The sequence below is a fragment of the Solibacillus sp. FSL K6-1781 genome, from assembly GCF_038630735.1.
Classification (GTDB): Bacteria; Bacillota; Bacilli; order Bacillales_A; family Planococcaceae; genus Solibacillus; species Solibacillus silvestris.
The window spans coordinates 2,779,526-2,800,862 of the sequence record NZ_CP152038.1; the positions used below are offsets into that span (position 1 = coordinate 2,779,526).

Below are 21,337 nucleotides of genomic sequence, written 5' to 3' on the forward strand. Positions count from 1 at the left end.
TTACTTTTGTCAAACTAGAAGTACAAATAAATAAAGCCCCGTATAGGCTATTTACGGAGCATATTTCTATTTATTCTTTCGGTTTTAAATCTTCAATCGAATCAATTTCTACATATGCCGGAACAACAAAACCATTTTGCGTTCCTTCTAGATTTTCACCTAAATCAACAATATCGTCTTTATGCTTATCATAAAATGCTTTGTGAGTTGTTGGTAACCATGGTGCTACCGTTACATCTCCTTCACCAGTTGCGATTGACTGGAACATAATGGCCGGATCGACTGGTGTTACTTCAGGTTCATACCCTAATTGTTCCAGCACCAATTTTATTACGCTACTTGAAGCAAATTCCGAATCCCAAGGTGTTGAAATGATTTTTACCTTTTCGCCATTTCCTTGTGCTATATCTTTTGTCCATTCACTAACTTTATCTTGGTTATTTTCAACCCAATCGGCTGCTGCTACATCAAAGTCACCATTTTCTTGTGCATCATACATGACTTTTTCCATATCTTCCGGCTCCCAATAAAAGCGGTCAAGTACTGTATATACATCAGGCAAGTCTTGTTCTAAACCTTTTCTGGCAAGTGTTTGAATGTTTTCAGCACCGCCTAAAATACCTTTAGGATCTTCAAGTATTTTTAAATCATAAGCCGAGAATTTCCAGTGTGGTGTCCAGCCTGTCACAATAACCGGTTCTTCATTTCGTATTGCCTTATCCAACGTACTCAGCATTCCAGCAGTTGAACTTTCCTGTAATGTCCAGCCTTCCAGATTCTCATATTGCTCCATTACTTCATGGGAAAGGCCAGTTAAACCTGCTCCGGGTTCAGTAGCAACTACTGTATAATCGACTTGTTCGCCAATACTAGAAGACGACGCTCCGGCCGAACTTTCTTTATTCTCCGTATCATCTCCGCAAGCAGCAAGTAGCAGTGCGGAAGACATTCCTAAAGTAATACCCATTGTTTTGATTTTGCTCATCTTCTCATCCTCTTTTAAAATTTTTATCTAAAAAGTAACAACTCAATATTAACAACAGGTTGTTACTATGTCAAAAGGTTTTCTAAAAAAATTAGTTACTTACCGGTATTAATTCTTACTCGTGACAGTCATTTAAAACAAACAAAAAAACCTGCAGACAGAAGAAAAGAATTCTTCGCCTACAGGCATTTTTAAAATTATTTTGTTTTTAAACCATACTTGCCAAAGCCGTCTGTACCGTCTCCAATATACTTAATAGCGCTGTTTTCATCCAATACATCAACTGCTTTTTTAGAAGATTCAAATACAACATTTACGCTATCCGGAATCGGAGCGAACTTCCAGTTGCCATCTGCTGTCGGATCAATTGTTTTTTCGGCTAAAATATAGTCGATAATTGCCTGACGGTTTTCATCCGGATAAATTTCAACCGCTGTCGCATTACGAACACCTGGGAATGTACCATTCGCACGATAGTTATTTGTCGCTACGATAAATTCCTGTGCTGCATCAATTGGCTTCCCGTTATATTGCAGATTGACAATACGTGATGATTGTTCGTTTGCAACTTTTCCACTTGCATCATATTTTGCCGGTTTTGTTACATCAATTTCATATGTCACACCGTCAATAACATCATAATTGTATGAACGGTATTCGGCGTTGATTAATTGCTGTTCTTCTGATTTTGTTGCATCTATTTGATTGAATTGTCCTGCAGACATTTCAAGCCATTCTTTCACATCTGCACCTGTTACCTTCAGCATCGCAAGTGTATTATCATATAAATATAAATCTGCTACATTTTTAATTGCAAGCTCACCTTTTGGTACAAATGTATAGTATTCCGGATCACTTCTTGTTCCGGCTTTGAATGGTGCACCAGCTGACAGGACAGGAAGGTTTTCATACGCTGTACCTTTCAACTTTTCTTTCACATAGATTGACTGGGCATTCGTTACAATTTGAATAGAAGGATCATCCTGAACTTGCGAGAAGTAACTGTGAATGTTCGCTGTCGTTGTCCCTACTGCCTGACGCACATATTTAATTGTTCCTTCATGTGCTTCTTTTACACTTTCTACAACCGTAGCGCTGACAGCATCATTATCTTTTGCGATTTCACGCACCGCGCCCGTTCCTGTTGTAACATCCCATGCATCGTCTTTTTTCTCAAGCTCTAGATCAATGACCCCTAAATGGCTACCAAATTTACCGGCCATAACAATCGGCTTGCCGTTCATTGTTCCTTTTTCAATATCCACATTTGTTATAGAGCTATCCACTTTACCAGGGAATACGCCATGGGCATGCCCTGTAATGATTGCATCCACATCTTCAATTGTAGATAGTAAATACGATACATCCTCTTCCCCTTTTTCATGTGTAGCATCTCCCATACCAGAGTGTGAAAGTACTACGACAACATCTGCTCCTGCTTCTTTCATTTGCGGAACGACTGTTTTAACAGCCTCTACGGAATCATCGACTGTTACTTTTCCTTCTAAATTTGCTTTATCCCATTTTAAAATTTGCGGTGGCACAATACCTGTTACCCCAATATTAATCAACGTTTTTTCACCGTTTGAATCGACTACTTCTTTTTCAATCATGACATATGGCTTATACATTAATTCCTTTGTCGTTGCATTACGCACATTGGCATTTACATACGGGAATGGGGCATCATCCGTTACTTCATCGATAAATTCCAAACCGTAGTTAAACTCGTGGTTACCATATGTCGCTACATCATAATCAAGTGCGATCATCGCAGCAATCGATGGATGAACTTCCCCGTCTTTCAATTTCGTTACTGACTGAATATACGAGCCAAGTGGCGTTCCTTGTATTGCATCTCCATTGTCAAACAGCACTGCATTTGGATTTTCCTCACGCGCCTTTTCGATTAGCAGCGCAGTTTTTGCCAAACCTAAACTGTTCGTTGGCGTATCTTTGTAATAATCATAGTTTACAATATTTGTGTGAATATCCGTCGTTCCTAAAATACGTAAAGAAACCGTCGTATTTGCCTTTACCGGACTGTATTCTTCCAAAAAGCGCTGAAGAATTTTTTGCATTTGAGCTTTTGTTACAAAATCATTCGGGCGAATCGTTCCGTCATCAAAGCCTGTCAGTAATCCTGTTGCTACCGCTTTCGCCATTTCCTGGCGATTGCCTTGTCCAATTTTGTTTGCGTCTTTAAACTGATCCAATACCTTTTCAGAATATGTTTCCTTATCCTGCAATCCTCTTGCCGCAATAAGGAATGCATGTGTGCGTGTCAGTTTTTCGTCTGGTGCAAATTTAGTTGGAGTTTTTCCTTTAATTAACTTTAATTCCACCGCTTTTTCAATATAAGGCTTAAGTGAATCAGGTACATCCTGAAATTTTACAGACTGACCAGTACCGACCTCTACCCCCAATGCATCGATTACGGCCATCACAAACTCCCCACGTGTCATATCTTCATTTGTAGAGACTGGTGCCGCTGAAACTGCTGACATGCCACTTGCTAAAAGTGTTAGCGTTAAGGCTGAAGCAGATAGTTTTTTCAACATTTCTTTCACTCCCATATTCTGTAGTGTATAACAGAACTATCATACTAAATTGCCAGAATAGTAGAAAAGAGTAATTTGGTACAGGTTATTCCAATCAAAATAGTACTTATATGACAGTATTTAACTTATAGTGAATTTACAGCCTCTTTTATATTATCGCTATGACTGATTGCCGAAATAACGGCGACTCCATTTACTCCTGTTTGTCTTACAATGAAACTATTTTCAACAGAGATTCCGCCAATTGCTACAATAGGGAATTGAGTGTACTGAGATTTCGCTTCTTCCAGTAACGTCAGCCCTACTGGTGCTCTCGCATCATCTTTTGTGGAAGTTTCATAAATTGGACCAATTCCCGCATAATCCGCCCCATTTGCAATGGCCATTTCGAGTTGCTCCATCGTATGAACCGATACACCGATGATTTTATTTTTTGCAAGGAATCTAAATTGTTCAATACCGGTGTCTTCCTGCCCTACATGAATACCATCTGCATTTAATGTTAGTGCAAGCTCGACATCATCATTAATAATAAACGGCACTTTATATGTTTGGCACAGCTTTTGGCATTGACGGGCAAACTCTGCATACGCATCGCCTTTTAATGCATTTTTTCCTTTTTCTCGCAGTTGGAACATCGTAATGCCTGCCTGTAAAGCTTCTTCCAAAACAAGCAATGGTTCGCGTTTACAATTGGCCGTTCCCATCACAAAATATCTATTCAAATCAAAAGACATGGACATCGCACATCCCCCGCTGTTCATGATAGGCGAAATGATTTGTCGGACCAAACCCATGACCAATATTAAGCGGATGACGGATTGCAAGCTGCACATATTTTTTTGCTTCTATTATGGCTGCCTCTATCGATCTGCCTTTTGCCATTTCCGCGGTAATCGCTGCAGAAAATGTACATCCTGTACCGTGAGTATGTTTCGTATCCACCCGCTCGGTTTTCATTTTAAATGGTTGCACCCCGCGGATGAAAACCGTATCTGTCGCATGCTTACTGTTTAAGTGACCACCCTTAATGACAACACATTTCAGCCCCAGACTTAATAAATCATGCGCCGCTGATGCGATATCCTTTTCCGTTTGTATTTTATAGCCTGTCAGGATTTCCGCTTCCGGTATATTCGGGGTACAAACGGTTGCGAGCGGCAATAACTTTTCTTTAAGAGCTGTTGTTGCCTGCTGCTCTAGCAAACTGGCACCGCCTTTTGCAATCATGACCGGATCAACGATAAGCGGAATATCCGTATTTTTTAGTAAAGTCACAATGGCTTCGATAATTTCAGCACTAAACAGCATCCCTGTCTTAATTGCCTTTACGTCGAAATCTTGAAGTACTGCCTTTAGCTGAGCTTGAACGAAATCAGCCGTTGTCGGAAAAATTCCATGCACTCCTTCAGTATTTTGTGCGGTTAATGCGGTGATTACTGATGTACCGAATACACGGAGTTCCTGAAACGTTTTTAAATCGGCTTGAATCCCGGCACCGCCACCGCTATCCGATCCTGCTATCGTACATGTAATCATTTTCGTCCCTCCGCTAAATTCTCTAGTTGATTCAAGAAATTTGAGTGGAAATTTCCTATAGTTGCAACAGAATTGGCACTTACCTGTTTATATTCATTCAGTAGCGTTAGTAAGTCATCAAACGGTTCTTTACTGTTTGCAAGCACCGCTGCACAAAAGGCACTAAGCAAGCAGCCACTCCCCGTCATTTTTGTCACCTTTTCATGACCACCCTCTACAAATTCCACTCTTATCCCATCAGTAATAACATCTTGTTCTCCTGTTACGATCACAATACATTGATAGTTATTAGCCAACTGTTTGGCAGTCACTGCAACATCGATATCTCCTTTGCCACTATCCACACCTTTAGACGCCCAATTTACTCCCGCAAGAGCCGCCATTTCTCCAATATTGCAACGGATTACATTAATCTTTAAAAGGTCGAGCAATTGTTGTGCTGTCTCAGCTCGAAACTTCGTTGCCCCTACACCTACTGGATCCAGAACAACCGGAGTATTATGCATGTTTGCGCTAAGTCCTGCTTTCTTCATCGACTCTATTGTCCGTTCATTCAAAGTGCCCATATTTAAAAGCAAAGCATTGGCCTGGGCAGCCATTTCACCCACTTCTTCTATTGCATCCGCCATTACTGGTGAAGCTCCTACCGCCAGCAAGCCATTCGCTGTAAAATTTGCGACAACATAGTTGGTAATACAATGAACTAATGGTTGTTTATTATAAATTGCTTGCAGACTCATTTACATACACTCCTTGTTCCCAGCTTTGCTTCGTCCAAGGCATTTCCCAAAACATCCATTCGTAATAACAGCTTTTCTTAAAATGCTCCTGTAGTACTTTAAGCTTTGCAGGTTGTTCTTTCGCATATCGATCTAGCATCGATTTTTGTACTTCAATATTTTGAAGCATCTCCTCGGAAGCATATAATGCAATCCACTGTTCATAAAGAGGTATATTGGGGCATGCATCTTTTAATCTTTGCCCAATTTCCTGGTACAGCCATGGGCATGGCAGGATTGCCGCAAATGCTTCTGCTACATCTCCGTTATGCACTGCATTGTACATATGGCTCACATAGTTATAGGCTGCTGGTGCTGGTTCGAATTGTTCCAAATCATCCGCTGTCACACCTAATTCTTTAAACGTTGTACGATGCAACTCAAGCTCGGCATCATGGATAAACTTTGCTGTTTGCAGAAAATATTGAACATCATCATCCGTTGTCGCTTTTGCAGCTGCAAGAGCTAATACTTTCGTATAATGTTTTAAATAATACGCATCCTGCAGCATATAAAACTTAAACTTCTCCAGCGGTAGACTCCCATCTGCAATCCCTTGTACAAAAGGATGATAAAAGCTAGCCTCCCAATAAAAATCCGTTTCTTTTCTTACCTTTTCACAAAATCCCATTGTTACTCCTCCTTTTTGTTGGCGGAAGCACAAAAAAGACGTCTCAACATATAGAGAGACGTCCCCAAAAAGTGTAAGTACCACTTTTCATTGCTCCCTACGTCCGTATTAACGGCCAGGTTCCAAGGGTCAGGTTTTAACCTTCTCAACACTGCTGTGTCCCCCCGCAAATCAAATGCTTGTGTATTTGCAAAAGAAAGACTCCACGTAAAATATACGCGGAGCCAAAGTAAGTACATATGTATAGCTTGTACTTTGCTCCCTACGTCCGTATTAACGGTCAGGTTCTAAGGGTCAGGTTTTAACCTTCTCAACACTGCTGTGTCCCCCCGCAAATGCATTTAATTACCCAGAGTGTAACAAATTAATTCGAACCGGGCAAGTGAATTCAAAAAATTACGAAATTAATAGTTAAATACCTTATACCCAAAATAGCGCATCGTTAGTAAAATTCTGTTACTAATGATGCGCTTACATCTATTGTAAATGGGCTACTGCCGATCTTTTACCAGTCAGTTCATGATAAGCCTGAGCATATTCTTCAGCCAGTTTATCGACATATTGTTTTGTGGAAGTAATCTCTTTAATCGCGCCAATTCCTTGCCCGCTGCCCCAAATATCTTTCCAGGCTTTTGCGGTATTATCGTTAAAGTTCATTGCTGAAGGATCACTTTCTTTTAAATTACTCGGGTCCATCCCCGCGTTCATGATAGAACCTTTCAAATAATTCCCGTGGATTCCTGTAAATAAATTGCTGTATACAATATCTTCTGCAGTACTATCAACAATCATCTGTTTATATTCTTGACGAGCAAACGCTTCTTCGGTCGCGATGAATGGTGAGCCGATATAGCCAAAATCAGCCCCCATCGCCTGTGCTGCCAACACTGAGTGCCCTCGTGCGATTGAACCTGATAAAGCTAATGGACCGTCAAACCATTCACGAATTTCCTGTACGAGCGCGAATGGACTCTGTTGTCCTGCATGACCGCCTGCGCCTGTTGCTACAGCAATGATGCCGTCTGCACCTTTTTGAATCGCTTTTTTTGCAAAATGATTGTTAATGACATCATGGAAAACGATACCTCCATAACTATGTGCTGCCTCAAACACTTCTTCACGTGCCCCAAGTGAAGTAATAATAATCGGAACTTTATATTTCACACAGAGCTCCATATCCTGTTCCAGACGTTCATTTGTTTTATGAACAATCTGATTAATGGCAAATGGCGCAGCCGGCTGATCCGGATTTTTGGCATTATAGCTGGCCAACTCCTCTGTAATTTCAGCTAACCATTCATCCAACTGGCTTGCCGGTCTTGCATTTAACGCAGGCATTGACCCGACTATTCCTGCCTTACATTGTTCAATGACCAATTTCGGATTGCTAATAATAAACAATGGTGCCCCGATCACTGGGATACGTAAGTTTTGTAAAATTTCCGGAATATTCCCCATCTATAATCCCCCTTTTATTCAGCTACTACTAATACTTCATCAGCTTCAATAAAATCTCCTTCTAAATTTAGATGACAATCAAAAGTCAGATGTTTTTTCATCTGATTTTCTTTCCTTTTGCTATTTCTTCACTACATTAAAATTAGCCCCGATGAGCTGCCAATTTTGCGGGAATGGCAGACCGAGCTTCCAATAGCCGACTCCGCGCAAATTTAATCGCTTTACTAAATCGAACTTCGCCTGAATCGAACGCGCATCTTCAAACCAGACAATATGTGAACGCCCTTGCTCATCATAATAGTTAAAGTAGGGTGCCTGTGCTGTATAGTCAAATTGGATTGCCGCGTTGTAGCGTTTGGCCACTTCAATTGCACGTTGCGGGCTTATCGCTTCTGCGTAATCTCCTCCTTGTACAAAAGGTAATGTCCAATCGTAACCATACAAATTTTGCCCAAGTAAAATTTTATTTGCAGGAATTTCTGTTAATGCATACTGTACTACTTGTTCGACTTGCGGCAGCGGTGAGACGGCCATTGGAGGTCCAGCAGAATATCCCCATTCATATGTCATCAACATAACAAAATCCACTATTTCGCCGTGCGCCTTATAGTCATGGCCCATAAACCATTCCCCTGGCTGATCGGCTCTCGTTTTTGGAGCCAATGCGGTAGAAACGGTATATCCTTCCGCATGCATACGCTCGACAGCTCTTCGGAGGAAATTATTATAAGCTTCCCGCTGATCGCGTGCAATCCGTTCAAAATCAAAATGAATATCCGAAATATTTCCGATACGCTTTGCTTCAGCAATGATATTGTCCAGCAGTAAATTTTGAACAGCAACACTTTGGAAAATATCACGTGCTAGCTCAGCACTAAACTGATAATCCTCGAGATTAGTGATTGCCATTGCTATTCCTGTATTATTTTGTTCAGCAATTTCCGGTAATGGGTTAATTGTAGGCGCTTTTAATGAACCATCCCGTCTTGCTTCAAAACTGAAAATAGCTAAATACGTTAAATAAGGACTTGCCTCCCGAACTTGGTCGAGCAGCGTATCACTTATTTCATCGCCTCTTGGTTCTACATATGCCAAAATTTCTGCGGACCTTTTAGTTGGTTCCGGTATATACAATGAGGTGCCAATCATCAGCAACGCATCTGGATTCAAGCCATTTGCTTGTGCGAGCGTTAAATAATTCACCTGAAAACGTTGACCAATTGACCATAAACTATCCCCTGGCTGTACAATATAATACTGCCCTTTCAATGGAACGACCAATGCTTGCCCGACCACTAACCGGGCCGGCTCCGGAATTTGGTTGGCTTCCACTAAACTCTGCACCGTTGTTCCATAAGCCTGTGCGATTGCCCACAATGATTCTCCCGGTTGTACTACATGAATTTGAATTGTCCGTCCTCCTTTTCCTATGTACTAATTTATGAACTATATACCGTATTAATGCGGAAAGATAGGTTAGAAATATATAAGTAACCATGACAAAAAACAATATTATACATTTTCATTCATTCATATGCGCAACCAGGTTGACTGTTTCATACTATAGTTGTGAGGTGAAAAAATGCCAAGAGTAAAATACCGGGATTCCGATGTGGATTTGATGGCACGAATGATGCGGGCTGAGGCTGAAGGTGAAGGAAAACAAGGGATGCTGTATGTCGGAAATGTAATTGTGAACCGAGCTGTTGCTTCATGCCTGGATTTTAATGATGTGAGAACAATCGAGCAGGTTATTTTCCAAGTACAGGGCAATAACTATTCTTTTGAGGCGGTACAAAAAGGAAACATGTTTTATCAGAGGGCTAGAGAGACTGAAAGAAGATTAGCAAGACAGACGCTGGACTATTGGCGAGACCATCCGGCGAAATATGCACTTTGGTATTTTAACCCATCCGGCCCATGTCCTCCTACTTGGTACGATCAACCATTTACAGGTCAATTTAAACAGCATTGTTTCTATGAGCCTATAGCAGGAACATGTGAAAGTGTTTATATGGGCTAGCATTACCTATTGCCCAGCTATATAAGAAAAAGCCTTGTACATTCTATGTAGCGAGGCTTTTTCATTTTTCTTTATCCGTTACTTTTTATTGGATTGCTGGTTTTTATCATGGTTTGTTTTATTATTTTTATTTTTTAATTTCGAATCGAACTCTTCGGCAAATTCCGCTGTATTATCTTCAGGATTCCGGTTGTGACTTGTTGTATTTCGGTGTAATTCTTTATAGGTAGAAAAAGGATTATGTGTTCGCGTATTCATCGTTTCTTTACTGTTTTTGCTCATTTCATCACCTCCTACTGGCTTAATGTGCTCAGGATAGGAGGTTTTATGCTTTTTTCAGGCTTCCTCAATTTTTGTAATGAAAAAAAGTTGTAAAGCCATATTAAGAAGGAACCAATATTGAAAGGAGCATTTAAATGGGCAGAGATGATAGTAAAAGTAAAGGAACGAATAAACAATCATTACCGCAAACACCGAAAAACATGAAAATTGCACCAAACAAAGTAAAGGAAGAAATTGCGAATGAACTAACCGAGCTCCATCAGCAAGCAAAAAAAGGAAAAAGAAAAATGTATTGATATGTAAATGGCCTTCATTCCAGTATGTACTGGAATGAAGGCCTGATTTACTTCAAGACAAAGGTTAGAACTGTCTCGCCTTCGCATTAATTCTCAAAATCTGGTTATGCAGAGTTACCTCTGTTTCCCCTTTGATTTGAGACTTTTGATGCTTGTCGCTCGCCCAGTTTTGGTGGATCTTCTTAGATTTTGGATCTGTGAAACCCTTCTTATCCATTCGTTCCGCCTCCCTATGTTTAAAAGTGAATCAATTTTAGTATGGCTGTACTTGCTGCAGTTATTCCCTATAAAGATAAAAATTGATATCGACACATTTCCTAACAATTCCGAATTTCTTCCGCGTATGGAATCATTGCATCCACCAATACTAAACGTGTGAATCAGTCAATTTTCGCAAGAAAGGATGAGGAACAGTGGCTAAAAAAAGTTCAGGTACACCTAGCTGGAAACAAAATCACCCGATTACTTTATTATCCAACTCCGTTGAACGAACAGAACGTGCAGTAAAACAGGCAATGTCCCACCCGGAGGAATTTGCGGTGGAACATGCTTTTAATTCAATGGAACGTACCGAAAATGCACTTGCCAATGCAGAGCAAAGACAGGAGCATTTGGATATTGTCGAGCAGAATAAATCCAAACTAGATGAGCTAAAGCAAAGCATCCTTGAAATTGATGAAACCTTGAGGGATTCATAAAAGTTCCCCCGTTACCTCTAAGGACGTAACGGGGGGACTTTATTTACATATATAATGCACTTAAAAAAATCCCTAATGCTTCTTCATAAATTTCACCGAATTGGCTGATTGGTAAAGGATTCGTTCCAAGCCCCAGTTCAACGGTGAATCCGGGGCGGCGCCAATCTTGAATAAACCAGTCTTTGTAACCCGCATAGCTTTCTATTGTCTGCACAGGCTCATATCCGCTTACCCTCGCAAATTCATTGACAAGCTGTTCTGTTTCAGGAGGTTCCAATCCCATGAATCCCCAATAAATAACTTGACCTTGTGTATGGAAAGCCAAAACCCGAGCAAAATCCCGCTCTACTGTCAAATCGGCCATTGCAATGGATTCCGGTTCCGATAGCGGACTTTGCCCACCATAATCCCGCGGCCCAGGCGTTTTCGGGTTTCTTTCTCTTTCCCGTTCCCATTCAGCAGGAAACTGGTCGTTCAGATCAACTCCATTAATATTCGCTTTCCAACCCGAGAAATCTGTACTACCATTATTCCATTCGATTACGTTTTTACGAATTGTTTCATCTTCCGGAGGTCCGTTCAGCACTAAATCTACTCCGTCGGGATTTACCATTGGCACAATATTTAAACTCGTTTGAATATACAATGGCAATGTATATAGCCCTCGTATTGAAGCATTATTCGTTAGCGAAATTAAATAATCATTAAGAAACGTCATGACAATCGACGTCGTAATCCACTCATTGGCATGAAAAGAAGCATTAAAATGAACACGTTTCTGCCCGTTCCCAATCGTGAGCCCCGGAATTTCTTTTTCCAATACGGAATTGCCAATCGGCTCATTTGCTATAAACGGATAGATTGCCTGCAATGACCGAATATCCTGCACCATTGCCCTATAATCGTAATCCTGTTCACCATTCACAACTCTCCATGTTACACGAACAGGCAACCGCAACCGTAGACCGACCTGAAGTACGTATGGATTGAGTACCGGATTGAGCAGAAAAAGCGCATCCATCGGCATATTGATTCTTTGTGCAATCGACCAAATTGTATCTCCCCGTTGAACCGTATACTGACTTGTCACATAACCGGGAATCTGAACGGGTTGGTTGGGCATCAGGGCCTGTGCATTCAGATTCGAATCAAGAATCAGCTGAAAAGGAAGATTAAAAACTTGGCTATAATACCAAAAGGAATCACCCGGTCTTACGAAAATCTCCACAAAGCTCCTCCCTCAATAAAATCATCAATAGGAAAGTATATGAATGTGGTGGGTGATTATTAACCGGATATAAGATACTCACTGTTTGTTTCAAAATACGGTACTAGGTAACCCTCTACAAAAGAAACCTTGAAAGGCATTAGCCAATCAAGGTGCTATATTAATGAATTATATTTATATTATCATTCTTCAAAATGAACCAAATCATAAGGATAGTATGGAACTTCTCTTAATTGCGTATCATCTAATCGAAGGATTTTTGCAACTGCACCACTTTCATAGCTCCAATAGCCACTATAGATATCTTTATTGCCTTTATGCGATTCATACCATCCTGTATCATTGTGCCCTTTATACCATTCTTTTTCCAGATAAACTTTTAACAACTCCAAAGCTGTATTTTGATTTTCCGCCTCAATAATATTTTGAACATATCCATATGGATTTGAAAACAGGTATTCCGATCCGTTATTTTCCCAGTCTGAATCAATATACTGCACTAAAAAATCGATCAATTTATCATTTAACTGTTCTTTTTTTATTAAATCTAATAAACCTTTTAACTGACCTTTAGAAATGTTAAATAAAATTGCTAAAGACATTATCTTTAATAAATTTGAATAACTGCCTTCTTTATTCCATATATCTGTAAAATACTGAATAATCTTAGGAAATAACTGCTTTATTTCTTTAACGGGGGCCCCTAGAGAATACAAAGCATTCATCTTATCGAGATAAAAATTCACTAGGGATAACTTGCCCGTTCTAACTCCCTTAAATTCTGTTCCCTTTTCATTTATTAATTGTTCTAATAAACCTTCAAATTTATCTATTCGTTGATTTTGATAATCTATATAACCATCAAAATATTCTCGATCTTTTAATTTATCTCTCATAAGTAGCTCCTTTATTTTTTCACTTTTCCAGCAGAGTCAAGGACTGATTCTAAGACATTTCCTTCTTTATCTATGTGTACTAATGAACTTTGTACATTATCTGGATCAAACATCATTGCTTCTAATATTTCATCAGCCTTTTCTTTTCCAACCGCACTTTCTAATCTATTACTACCGTTTATCCAATCTTCACTCATTTGCGGTCCATCATTTGTTTTCCCTAATTTACCGGTGCCATATTTCGCTTCTGCAATTATAAATTGTGGCGGAGGATTTGAATTTTCATAAACACCGTCGATGCCTTTAATTATCTTATCATCCAGACTGGTAACCCTGCCATCACTTACCCTGTCATAGCCTTTGCTTTCATAATGAATATCCATCTTCATTTCGCCGTAATTCCCTTTATGTTTGTTGGTTTTTAAAGAGCTCTTTCCGGTTTCTACTTCATCTATAATCTTTAATTGCGTCTGATTTACCTTTGCGGATTTACCCGCACCCTTACCAACAACCTCATCTACATCACTCTTCTTAACAACCGCACCCACATTACTATCTACAATTTTATCAATCGCTTTCGGGATTTTCAAAACTTTTCCTACTGGAATGAAGGATGCTACGGCAATTCCTTTATCTAGTAATGATGCATCTTTATCAGCTAGCGTGTTCACATCGTCCAATATTAAGAAATCCAACAAACCTTTTCCGACTTTTGTAACGCCACTTCCGACGTCTCCTAGGAAATTAAGAAAACCATTCTCCTCTTCTTTCACATCATCTACTTTTGGGGCTGTAGCGGAAAGCTTTTTTGCGATTTCTTTTCTTTTTGCTTCATAAATGAAACGAAATTTGTTGAAACCATCGCACCGCTGAGACCGAAAGTAACTAAAGGCTGCTGACCATTTTGATAAAGACAAGGGAGAGTATATGGATTCGCTCCTCCGATTCCTCCAGGATTAAATAGTGGATTCATATTAATCACTTGATCCAACGATTGCGTACGATAGGCCAGTGCAATCATTAACGGATTCCGGCGGGAGAAGGATTGCCAGCATTCTACCTGGAAGTTAACACTCCCCAGGGATATTGGAAACAAAAAAGCACATGTCGCCTAAATTAGACAATCAAGTGCTTAAAAATCTATTTGTTTTCCTTGTTAATTACTATGAAAACACTTTATTAGCTGAAATATTATTTATTAGTCATTATGTCTTATTGTATATAGAGATTATCCTCCCAAATCATTCTCTATTAATTGTTTTCTAATTTTATGGGTTTCTATATCTGCTAATCTAACGGGAATAGGTAAACGACTCATATTATTAATACAGTTCAGAACAATTTCAGTACTTGTTTCTATGTCAATCCAGTTCCCACAGGAAATAAAAATGGGTTTTACATTTTCTGTTGTTCTTAAAGTTCGACCATATATTTCATTATTAATTACAATATTGGTATAAGATCCTTTTATATTTTTTGGCATAATCGAGTCTACACCTTGGATTTTAAGATAACTTTTTGCCACACCAATTGTTGGTTTCTTTAAATACATTGAAGCATGAGTAGCAATTCCCATATGACGATAATGTAAATACCCATTTCCATCAAACATATTTAAATCAGGTTCATTAGATAATTTCTTCGCAGCTTCAAGTACTAAAGGCAACTCACGAAAAGCGAGGAAGCCTGAAATATAAGGAACATTTATTTCTCCATAACTATATACTTTTTCGACAACTTCCTTTGTAGAATAATCAATCATAACAATACAGCATGTACCATACGTCGTGTTATTTACATCCCAATAAGCTAGATCTACTCCCGCAATGGTTTTGATTTCATTAACGTCAAAGCTATTCTCAAGATTTACTTTGGGTAACAATTCATTCTGAATATTGGTTAATTCATTTATCAATTTCATATTATTTAAATCTACCTTTTTCATTGAGTATCACTTTAAAAAAAAGATTCAATCAATTTTAAATCTGTTTCTGTAGGAGAAAGTTTTTGTTTTATGATACGACCTTCAGTATCCCATTCTATATAATGAAGAGCTATACCAAATTTATATTCTCCTTCAAATTTTAATTCTCCACCTTCATACCAGATTCTTTCGGTACCATTACTTTGTCCATGAATTAAATTTTTCACTGATTTTAAATTGCCATTTTTATAAAACTCTATTAACTCTCCCTCTATAAAACCTTTTACATAATTTGTATAGTATATCAAGTTACCATTATCGTATAATTCATAAGCTAAACCGGTAAAAGGTTTCCCATTCTCATCCTCAGGATTATCTAAAACTTCATCACTGTAGGATGTAAACCATAACTCTTCGTCAAAGTTAGTCCCATGTTCCATAACATATTCTTTACTTAATATATCAATTTGATTTTCCAATCTTTTTCACCTCTGAACTAGATTCAAATCCTTCAGTAATAAAATTACAATGTGGACAGGTTGGCATCATCTGCTGGATTAATCACTGGAATATTTCCACCATTAATGGTCTTCCAAATCTTTTTGCCACTCTGAGATTGATAGGTCTTAATATCTCCGTTATTATTAGTACCTACGAATTCAAACTTTGCTTTTCCATTTTTGTTATTTCCCATAAACTTGACATATATGAGTATCAAAAGGAAGTCAAAGAAAAAGGAATTACCATGAGCATGTCCCATAAAGGCACGCCAGTTGATAATTCCACTATCGAAATGTTTCACTCCTCAGTAAATTCGGAAACGTTCTACCTCGATGGAATCCACAGCACGACGAATGCTTGTGTATCTCGAATCATCGAAGAGTATATAGATTATTATAACAATATCCATATTCAAACGAAACTAAACATCCAGTCACCGGTAAATTACCGGCAACGGCTGTTTAAATAGTGTGTTTTCTTTCTGTCTCAAAAACGGTCCCCAGTGCCAGACAATTAAGTGCTCAGTTAGTAAAAAAGTTAAAGTAATCAACCTACTGTTATTACTTTAAATATTCAGCCTCCCATTTATCCTGTTTCTCGTCTGGACTAATTTCTGAAATGTCATCATACCCATAATTAAGTTTCATTCTCCCCATGTTATCCAAAATATATGTTAAACTTGTCCATAGTTCCTGGTCCTGAACCATAAATTCATTCCAAAGTTCTTCAAAACAGTCATACAGTTCTTGTTTTAATTTTCTATGCAGAGGTTTATCAATATTAAACACATCAACAATATCTAAACTATATACCGGTTGTTCCTGATTTACTGGATAGTAATAAAAAAATACTTGAGAAAACCCCTCTCTTACCTCAGCATATAATAAAATCTTTTCCCATTCTTCTGGTATCATCTCAACTAATATATTAGCTACCTTTTGGTAGATGACTTCCATCTGTTTTGTCTCCAAATTTAACTACCTCCATTATAATTGCTTAAATTAACTTCATACTTCTTGCCATTAATTTTGTATTCAACTTCAAATTTTGAAGGACGGGAAGAATTAACTTTATAAATAGGTTCAATTTTAACTTCAACTGTTTTGCCTGATTCTAAAGCCTTTTTCCAAGAAGTTTTAAGAAATCGAAAAAAATTTTTTCGACTTTTGTAGCGCCACTTCCTATATCTCCTAAGAAATTAAGAAAACCATTCCCCTCTTCTTTCATATCATCTACTGTTGGGACTGTAGATGAAAGCTCTTTTACGACTTTTTTATTTCGTTGCTTCATACCAATTACTTTCGGGATTTTCAAAACTTTTCCTATTGGGATGAAGGATGCTAACGCAGCCCTCCATAAAAAGAAACCTTGAAAGGCATTAGCCAATCAAGGTGTACAAGTCTATTCTTCACATAGTTGAATAATTTCTTTGGGAACAGATTCAAAAATTAATACTTCTGGCTTTGGATAAGACCTCTTTATTAAATAGTCTTCAAGTGTCATCATACTTTTCCAATATAGTTTTAGCCAATATTCAATAGTTTCTCCAGTATCAAAATTTAAAGCTTCCTCATCAAAGTCTTTCAAATCCTCATAGAATGCTTGGTCATAGATTGAAAGGGAAATATCACCATCAAATACTAAGATTTTATCCGTAAATATAGGAAAGCCAAAAGAATTTGAAAAACGATTGGTTAGATCAACACCTATTGCTTCTTTAAAGTTAAGCCAGGCAGGAGCATTGGAGGGTTTTAATAGTTCTGTTATCTCAAATTTTACTCTACCACCATTACTATATCTATTATTAGACTTAGTAGAATATTTAATGCCACCATTCATGACTTCTTCCAGCGAAACATGATGTTCATGATTTTCAGGTAAATATGCATGATACAACATATTACTCAAGTATTTCACCTACTTAATAGTTATTTTCTTGGAACATATGGAAAATGTGAGCTTCTGGTTGGATCAACAAGATTTTCAAATACCCTATGACTCCCTGTCGGTGTATCAGGTGTACTGATATTTCCGTCAAATTCTTTATAATACTTAGTTATTTTGTTTGGATTTAGATTGTTAGGATTTGGCCAGTTTGAATAAGCTTTATCAGGATTAGTCATTGTTTCTTGCCTTAACTTGGCTACATCCACATCTTCACCATATTGTGACCTATTAGGAGTAGATGGTCTACTTGGCTCAAACATATGTTTTTCAGAATGTGGGTTAACAAAGTCTTTAGGATTGCTACCACCACCTGGTTTGGTAGGAACTGGAGCATCACCCTTCCCCTTACCAACAACCTCATCAACATCATTTTTCCTAACAACCTCACCTCGTTACTATCTACAATTTTATCAATTGCTTTCGGGATTTTCAAAACTTTTCCTATTGCGATGAAGGACGCTAACGCAATACCTTTATCAAGGCCCGAAGCATTTTTATCAGCTAGCGTGTTCACATCGTCCAATAGTAAGATATCCAATAAACCTTTTCCGATTTTGGTAGCGCCACTTCCGACGTCTCCTTGGAAATTAAGAAAACCATTCCCCTCATCTTTCACATTATCTACTGTTGTGGCTGTAGTGGAAAGCTCTTTTGCGACTATTTTATTTTGTTGCTTCATAAATGAAACGAAATTTGTTGAAACCATTGCACCGCTTAGCCCGAAAGTACCTAAAGGCTGTTGACCGGTTAGATAAAGACCCGAAAGTGTGTATGGATTCGCCCCTCCGATTCCTCCAGGATTAAATAGTGGATTCATATTAATCACTTGATCCAACGATTGCGTACGATAGGCCAGTGCAATCATTAACGGATTCTGACTAGCGAATGACTGCCATTGTTCTGCCGGGAAGTTAACATCCGTTACCCCTTCTGTCATCATCGTTTCTATGTTGGTAATCCATGTTTTCATATGCATCAGGTCTGTTTGAATTGTCGTTAATGCATCTGTTTGGGATACGTCAAATTCAATGAGTTTTTCAACGGTTTCGTCCCGATGTCGTTTCGTGTAGCACGATTACCATCATGAGATTTCGATTAACATATTGGATAATAGTTAAACCATAAAACTTATTAAAAATATAAAAACCTTGAAAGGTTTAGCCTTCAAGGTCTTGTCTTATTAATTATTCGCTTTTTTATACAATTAAAAATATCAGATGGCTGTTTTTACTTATACTAATTTGTGTTTACTAAGGTAGCTTCTACTTTTTATATTTATCAACATATTGATTAATTCCAGCAAACATCAAATCCTTAACCAATTCTGTATAATTATTGTAGCCGTCTTCTTTGTCAATAATTATGTCTAGCATACTTTTTAATTTGCCATCAATTATAATTGTAATACCTTCGACTTGGTCACCCGTTTTTTCATTCTCAAAGGTTTCCGACATTATACTAATTTTATCTTCGCTCATTTCTTCCCTCCGTCATTCTCGAAATTTAATAGAACACTCTCATTTTCATCATACCAGTACTTTTCTGCCTTATCTATGAATGGTAAAAAATCTTCGTAGCCTCCTGCCCAATTTTCAGGTACAAAATCCTCGTAGGAAGCTGGTTCTGAATAAAGGGAGTACAGTTCTCTTTTATCGAAATTTACGTATAACGAAGGCATAAAACTATAAAAAGTGTCCTCTTTCGTTTTAGTAAGTAAATTTAACTTAAGGCTTTCTCTTAATTCTTTTGTTGAAACAGCATACTTGGCAATTCTTGGCGCAAATTCTGCATATGAATCCTCATCCAATATTTCTATACCTTTCCTCTCATCATCCTCTACGATAAAAGGACCCATATTTCCAAGTCCCATTTCTTTAAATTTCTTTCTATATGCTTCTTCTAACTTTTCTCTATCTAAAAACCAAATATCTTTTGGGGAAATGTACCATTTGAAACGATTATCAAATAATACCCCTACAATAATATTCTCAAGTGCTTTAGGCTCTAATAACATATATTTCAGCTCCGTCTATTTATTTATACGTCCATTTTTGGCATGCTCTTCTATCCACTCCACCCAAGGCGATGGAACTTCAAATGAATTGCCTGGCTTTGTTGGATCTACGAGTTTAGGAGCTGTTCCACCTTGATTTAATGGATTTGACTTGTATCCAGTTTGCGGTATTGTATTTTCTTTTAAGAAATCATCAAACCACTTTGGAACATCAAATTCTACAATATCAGCATTTCCACCTCTTACTTCATGTTTAAAATAATGTGCGTGCTCTCCTTTATCAATACTAATATTTAAATCAGCTTCTTTATTAGGTATTGTAATAGAACCATTTTCATTTACTTGTACACGTTGCTGGCTTGATTTAGTTCCCTCTCCACCTTGAACTCTTCTATATGTTACTGTATCTTCATCTATGCCCTTCTTAACAACCGCACCCACATTACTATCTACAATTTTATCAATCGCTTTCGGGATTTTCAAAACTTTTCCTACTGGAATGAAGGATGCTACGGCAATTCCTTTATCTAGTAATGATGCATCTTTATCAGCTAGCGTGTTCACGTCGTCCAATATTAAGAAATCCAACAAACCTTTTCCGATTTTTGTAGCGCCACTTCCGACGTCTCCGAGGAAATTAAGAAAACCATTCTCCTCTTCTTTCACATTATCTACTGTTGTGGCTGTAGCTGAAAGCTCTTTTGCGACTTCTTTTTCTTTTTGCTTCATAAATGAAACGAAATTTGTTGAAACCATCGCACCGCTGAGACCGAAAGTAACTAAAGGCTGCTGACCATTTTGATAAAGACCAGGGAGAGTATATGGATTCGCTCCTCCGATTCCTCCAGGATTAAATAGTGGATTCATATTAATCACTTGATCCAACGATTGCGTACGATAGGCCAGTGCAATCATTAACGGATTCTGACTAGCGAATGACTGCCATTGTTCTGCCGGGAAGTTAACATCTGTTACCCCTTCTGTCATCATCGTTTCTATGTTGGTAATCCATGTTTTCATATGCATCAGGTCTGTTTGAATTGTCGTTAATGCATCGGTTTGGGATACGTCAAATTCAATGAGTTTTTCAACGGTTTCGTCCCGATGGCGTTTCGCGTCATGTACACCCAGATGGACTTCACTATCATCCAATTTTGGCAAGCTCACGATATCTGACACTTGGTCCATGATATTATTGGCTTCGTCTGTCAGCTCTTCTGTTACTTGTTTGGCACGATTAAGGCCTTGCTCGATTTCACCTTCCAATGCTGCTTGGCGAATAAAGCCTGATGAATCCGGTTCAAGCGATGAAAGGGCTGTTTTCATCTCTTGAAGAACACTAGTAAAGCTATTTTTAAAGGTATTGAAAAATGTGAGGAATGGCAAATGGCAACTCTCGTAATATGCACGTAATGCTTCTCCACCTTGACCTTTTAGCGATTCTTCTAATTGTGTGAGACCTTGAACAGCACTTTCAATTTGTTTCATTTCACTTTCCAGGCGGGTTAACTGATTAACAGTTCTTTCAAGTCCTTGCTGAAACTCATTTACATCCAATACCTTCAATTTATCACC

26 protein-coding genes, 2 pseudogenes and 2 riboswitches are annotated in these 21,337 nt (G+C 38.3%); of the genes and pseudogenes, 4 read left to right on the forward strand and 24 right to left on the reverse strand.

Features of this window, described 5'->3' with window-relative positions; translation table 11 throughout:
• Positions 1 to 70 precede the first annotated feature (70 nt).
• The 8 genes from MHH37_RS13920 to MHH37_RS13955 all read right to left on the reverse strand — a co-directional run bounded on the left by MHH37_RS13920 (position 71) and on the right by MHH37_RS13955 (position 9,363).
• Positions 71 to 985: a glycine betaine ABC transporter substrate-binding protein gene (locus MHH37_RS13920; protein ID WP_008405123.1), complete on the reverse strand. Its 915-nt coding sequence runs from the start codon at positions 983 to 985 to the stop codon at positions 71 to 73.
• Positions 986 to 1,182: 197 nt separating this feature from the next.
• The gene (locus tag MHH37_RS13925) at positions 1,183 to 3,546 is read right to left on the reverse strand and encodes a bifunctional 2',3'-cyclic-nucleotide 2'-phosphodiesterase/3'-nucleotidase (RefSeq protein WP_342573553.1); all 2,364 of its coding nucleotides are present in this window, start codon (positions 3,544 to 3,546) and stop codon (positions 1,183 to 1,185) included.
• Between the two features lie 125 nt (positions 3,547 to 3,671).
• Complete coding sequence (gene thiE, locus MHH37_RS13930; protein ID WP_342573554.1) at positions 3,672 to 4,289, reverse strand: thiamine phosphate synthase; 618 nt, start codon at positions 4,287 to 4,289, stop codon at positions 3,672 to 3,674.
• Entirely contained in the window at positions 4,273 to 5,085 is an 813-nt protein-coding gene (gene thiD, locus MHH37_RS13935) for a bifunctional hydroxymethylpyrimidine kinase/phosphomethylpyrimidine kinase (protein WP_008405120.1), read from the reverse strand. Before thiD ends, thiE begins: the two co-directional genes overlap by 17 nt.
• The gene (gene thiM / locus MHH37_RS13940) at positions 5,082 to 5,825 is read right to left on the reverse strand and encodes a hydroxyethylthiazole kinase (protein WP_342573555.1); all 744 of its coding nucleotides are present in this window, start codon (positions 5,823 to 5,825) and stop codon (positions 5,082 to 5,084) included. The genes thiD and thiM overlap by 4 nt, the downstream gene beginning before the upstream one ends.
• Entirely contained in the window at positions 5,803 to 6,495 is a 693-nt protein-coding gene (gene tenA / locus MHH37_RS13945; protein ID WP_087615873.1) for a thiaminase II, read from the reverse strand. The genes thiM and tenA overlap by 23 nt, the downstream gene beginning before the upstream one ends.
• A 77-nt stretch (positions 6,496 to 6,572) precedes the next feature.
• Positions 6,573 to 6,671: riboswitch (TPP riboswitch) on the reverse strand.
• A gap of 66 nt (positions 6,672 to 6,737) precedes the next feature.
• A riboswitch (TPP riboswitch) is annotated at positions 6,738 to 6,836 on the reverse strand.
• A gap of 136 nt (positions 6,837 to 6,972) precedes the next feature.
• Positions 6,973 to 7,953, reverse strand: coding sequence for a nitronate monooxygenase family protein (locus tag MHH37_RS13950; RefSeq protein WP_342573556.1), 981 nt, complete (start codon positions 7,951 to 7,953; stop codon positions 6,973 to 6,975).
• 120 nt (positions 7,954 to 8,073) lie between these two features.
• Positions 8,074 to 9,363, reverse strand: a complete 1,290-nt coding sequence (locus MHH37_RS13955) for a glycoside hydrolase family 18 protein (RefSeq protein ID WP_041865710.1) — start codon at positions 9,361 to 9,363, stop codon at positions 8,074 to 8,076.
• Positions 9,364 to 9,535: 172 nt separating this feature from the next.
• Between MHH37_RS13955 and MHH37_RS13960 the strand changes: the two genes are divergently transcribed.
• Positions 9,536 to 9,976, forward strand: a complete 441-nt coding sequence (locus MHH37_RS13960) for a cell wall hydrolase (RefSeq protein WP_008405114.1) — start codon at positions 9,536 to 9,538, stop codon at positions 9,974 to 9,976.
• Positions 9,977 to 10,054: 78 nt separating this feature from the next.
• On the opposite strand, the gene MHH37_RS13965 is transcribed toward MHH37_RS13960, so the two are convergent.
• Positions 10,055 to 10,258 (reverse strand): hypothetical protein, encoded by a 204-nt coding sequence (locus tag MHH37_RS13965; RefSeq protein ID WP_008405113.1) that lies wholly within the window; start codon positions 10,256 to 10,258, stop codon positions 10,055 to 10,057.
• A 134-nt stretch (positions 10,259 to 10,392) separates the two neighbouring features.
• On the opposite strand from MHH37_RS13965, the gene MHH37_RS13970 reads away from it, so the two are divergent.
• Complete coding sequence (locus MHH37_RS13970; protein WP_008405112.1) at positions 10,393 to 10,554, forward strand: hypothetical protein; 162 nt, start codon at positions 10,393 to 10,395, stop codon at positions 10,552 to 10,554.
• A gap of 64 nt (positions 10,555 to 10,618) precedes the next feature.
• Here MHH37_RS13970 and MHH37_RS13975 read toward each other — a convergent pair whose 3' ends face one another.
• Positions 10,619 to 10,771 carry a YpzG family protein gene (locus tag MHH37_RS13975; RefSeq protein ID WP_008405111.1) on the reverse strand — a complete coding sequence of 51 codons (153 nt, stop codon included), beginning with the start codon at positions 10,769 to 10,771 and terminating at the stop codon, positions 10,619 to 10,621.
• A gap of 196 nt (positions 10,772 to 10,967) precedes the next feature.
• On the opposite strand from MHH37_RS13975, the gene MHH37_RS13980 reads away from it, so the two are divergent.
• A complete protein-coding gene (locus MHH37_RS13980; RefSeq protein WP_008405110.1) occupies positions 10,968 to 11,252 on the forward strand; it encodes a hypothetical protein in 285 nt (94 codons plus the stop codon).
• Positions 11,253 to 11,295: 43 nt separating this feature from the next.
• Here the strand turns inward: MHH37_RS13980 and MHH37_RS13985 are convergent, their stop codons facing one another.
• The 6 genes from MHH37_RS13985 to MHH37_RS14010 all read right to left on the reverse strand — a co-directional run bounded on the left by MHH37_RS13985 (position 11,296) and on the right by MHH37_RS14010 (position 15,779).
• Complete coding sequence (locus MHH37_RS13985) at positions 11,296 to 12,480, reverse strand: M14 family zinc carboxypeptidase (protein WP_342573557.1); 1,185 nt, start codon at positions 12,478 to 12,480, stop codon at positions 11,296 to 11,298.
• Positions 12,481 to 12,662: 182 nt separating this feature from the next.
• Complete coding sequence (locus MHH37_RS13990; protein WP_342573558.1) at positions 12,663 to 13,376, reverse strand: PoNe immunity protein domain-containing protein; 714 nt, start codon at positions 13,374 to 13,376, stop codon at positions 12,663 to 12,665.
• Positions 13,377 to 13,387: 11 nt separating this feature from the next.
• Positions 13,388 to 14,149: a hypothetical protein gene (locus tag MHH37_RS13995; protein WP_342573559.1), complete on the reverse strand. Its 762-nt coding sequence runs from the start codon at positions 14,147 to 14,149 to the stop codon at positions 13,388 to 13,390.
• Between the two features lie 5 nt (positions 14,150 to 14,154).
• Entirely contained in the window at positions 14,155 to 14,397 is a 243-nt protein-coding gene (locus MHH37_RS14000; RefSeq protein WP_342573560.1) for a hypothetical protein, read from the reverse strand.
• Positions 14,398 to 14,604: 207 nt separating this feature from the next.
• The gene (locus tag MHH37_RS14005) at positions 14,605 to 15,321 is read right to left on the reverse strand and encodes an endonuclease V (protein ID WP_342573561.1); all 717 of its coding nucleotides are present in this window, start codon (positions 15,319 to 15,321) and stop codon (positions 14,605 to 14,607) included.
• A gap of 11 nt (positions 15,322 to 15,332) precedes the next feature.
• Positions 15,333 to 15,779 carry a hypothetical protein gene (locus tag MHH37_RS14010; protein WP_342573562.1) on the reverse strand — a complete coding sequence of 149 codons (447 nt, stop codon included), beginning with the start codon at positions 15,777 to 15,779 and terminating at the stop codon, positions 15,333 to 15,335.
• 227 nt (positions 15,780 to 16,006) lie between these two features.
• Here MHH37_RS14010 and MHH37_RS14015 point away from each other — a divergent pair.
• Positions 16,007 to 16,270: pseudogene (locus MHH37_RS14015) on the forward strand (IS3 family transposase); the annotation flags it as partial.
• 91 nt (positions 16,271 to 16,361) lie between these two features.
• Here MHH37_RS14015 and MHH37_RS14020 read toward each other — a convergent pair.
• The 8 genes and pseudogenes from MHH37_RS14020 to MHH37_RS14055 form a co-directional block, all read right to left on the reverse strand.
• Positions 16,362 to 16,772: an immunity protein YezG family protein gene (locus MHH37_RS14020; protein ID WP_087615863.1), complete on the reverse strand. Its 411-nt coding sequence runs from the start codon at positions 16,770 to 16,772 to the stop codon at positions 16,362 to 16,364.
• A 142-nt stretch (positions 16,773 to 16,914) separates the two neighbouring features.
• The gene (locus MHH37_RS14025; protein WP_041865708.1) at positions 16,915 to 17,115 is read right to left on the reverse strand and encodes a hypothetical protein; all 201 of its coding nucleotides are present in this window, start codon (positions 17,113 to 17,115) and stop codon (positions 16,915 to 16,917) included.
• Positions 17,116 to 17,202: 87 nt separating this feature from the next.
• Positions 17,203 to 17,700, reverse strand: coding sequence for a DNA polymerase III (locus MHH37_RS14030; RefSeq protein WP_332370293.1), 498 nt, complete (start codon positions 17,698 to 17,700; stop codon positions 17,203 to 17,205).
• Positions 17,701 to 17,944: 244 nt separating this feature from the next.
• Positions 17,945 to 18,718 (reverse strand): hypothetical protein, encoded by a 774-nt coding sequence (locus MHH37_RS14035; protein WP_342573563.1) that lies wholly within the window; start codon positions 18,716 to 18,718, stop codon positions 17,945 to 17,947.
• Positions 18,719 to 18,727: 9 nt separating this feature from the next.
• Positions 18,728 to 18,778, reverse strand: a pseudogene (locus MHH37_RS14040) (hypothetical protein); the annotation flags it as partial.
• A 232-nt stretch (positions 18,779 to 19,010) separates the two neighbouring features.
• Complete coding sequence (locus tag MHH37_RS14045; protein ID WP_342573564.1) at positions 19,011 to 19,226, reverse strand: hypothetical protein; 216 nt, start codon at positions 19,224 to 19,226, stop codon at positions 19,011 to 19,013.
• A complete protein-coding gene (locus MHH37_RS14050) occupies positions 19,223 to 19,762 on the reverse strand; it encodes a hypothetical protein (protein ID WP_342573565.1) in 540 nt (179 codons plus the stop codon). The genes MHH37_RS14045 and MHH37_RS14050 overlap by 4 nt, the downstream gene beginning before the upstream one ends.
• 15 nt (positions 19,763 to 19,777) lie before the next feature.
• On the reverse strand, positions 19,778 to 21,328 hold the full coding sequence (locus MHH37_RS14055) for an LXG domain-containing protein (RefSeq protein WP_342573566.1): 1,551 nt from the start codon (positions 21,326 to 21,328) through the stop codon (positions 19,778 to 19,780).
• Between the last annotated feature and the right edge of the window lie 9 nt (positions 21,329 to 21,337).

Excerpts from the sequence above, each read along its gene's own strand:
- thiD (WP_008405120.1), bottom strand. The coding sequence starts at position 5,085 with ATGATTACATGTACGATAGCAGGATCGGATAGCGGTGGCGGTGCCGGG.
- MHH37_RS13920 (WP_008405123.1), bottom strand. The coding sequence starts at position 985 with ATGAGCAAAATCAAAACAATGGGTATTACTTTAGGAATGTCTTCCGCA.
- tenA (WP_087615873.1), bottom strand. The coding sequence starts at position 6,495 with ATGGGATTTTGTGAAAAGGTAAGAAAAGAAACGGATTTTTATTGGGAG.
- MHH37_RS14035 (WP_342573563.1), bottom strand. The coding sequence starts at position 18,718 with ATGAAAACATGGATTACCAACATAGAAACGATGATGACAGAAGGGGTA.
- MHH37_RS14030 (WP_332370293.1), bottom strand. The coding sequence starts at position 17,700 with ATGTTGTATCATGCATATTTACCTGAAAATCATGAACATCATGTTTCG.
- MHH37_RS13925 (WP_342573553.1), bottom strand. The coding sequence starts at position 3,546 with ATGTTGAAAAAACTATCTGCTTCAGCCTTAACGCTAACACTTTTAGCA.
- MHH37_RS13990 (WP_342573558.1), bottom strand. The coding sequence starts at position 13,376 with ATGAGAGATAAATTAAAAGATCGAGAATATTTTGATGGTTATATAGAT.
- thiE (WP_342573554.1), bottom strand. The coding sequence starts at position 4,289 with ATGTCCATGTCTTTTGATTTGAATAGATATTTTGTGATGGGAACGGCC.
- MHH37_RS14000 (WP_342573560.1), bottom strand. The coding sequence starts at position 14,397 with ATGATTGCACTGGCCTATCGTACGCAATCGTTGGATCAAGTGATTAAT.
- MHH37_RS13950 (WP_342573556.1), bottom strand. The coding sequence starts at position 7,953 with ATGGGGAATATTCCGGAAATTTTACAAAACTTACGTATCCCAGTGATC.
- MHH37_RS13970 (WP_008405112.1), top strand. The coding sequence starts at position 10,393 with ATGGGCAGAGATGATAGTAAAAGTAAAGGAACGAATAAACAATCATTA.
- MHH37_RS13975 (WP_008405111.1), bottom strand. The coding sequence starts at position 10,771 with ATGGATAAGAAGGGTTTCACAGATCCAAAATCTAAGAAGATCCACCAA.
- MHH37_RS13965 (WP_008405113.1), bottom strand. The coding sequence starts at position 10,258 with ATGAGCAAAAACAGTAAAGAAACGATGAATACGCGAACACATAATCCT.
- thiM (WP_342573555.1), bottom strand. The coding sequence starts at position 5,825 with ATGAGTCTGCAAGCAATTTATAATAAACAACCATTAGTTCATTGTATT.
- MHH37_RS14050 (WP_342573565.1), bottom strand. The coding sequence starts at position 19,762 with ATGTTATTAGAGCCTAAAGCACTTGAGAATATTATTGTAGGGGTATTA.
- MHH37_RS13960 (WP_008405114.1), top strand. The coding sequence starts at position 9,536 with ATGCCAAGAGTAAAATACCGGGATTCCGATGTGGATTTGATGGCACGA.
- MHH37_RS14045 (WP_342573564.1), bottom strand. The coding sequence starts at position 19,226 with ATGAGCGAAGATAAAATTAGTATAATGTCGGAAACCTTTGAGAATGAA.
- MHH37_RS14005 (WP_342573561.1), bottom strand. The coding sequence starts at position 15,321 with ATGAAAAAGGTAGATTTAAATAATATGAAATTGATAAATGAATTAACC.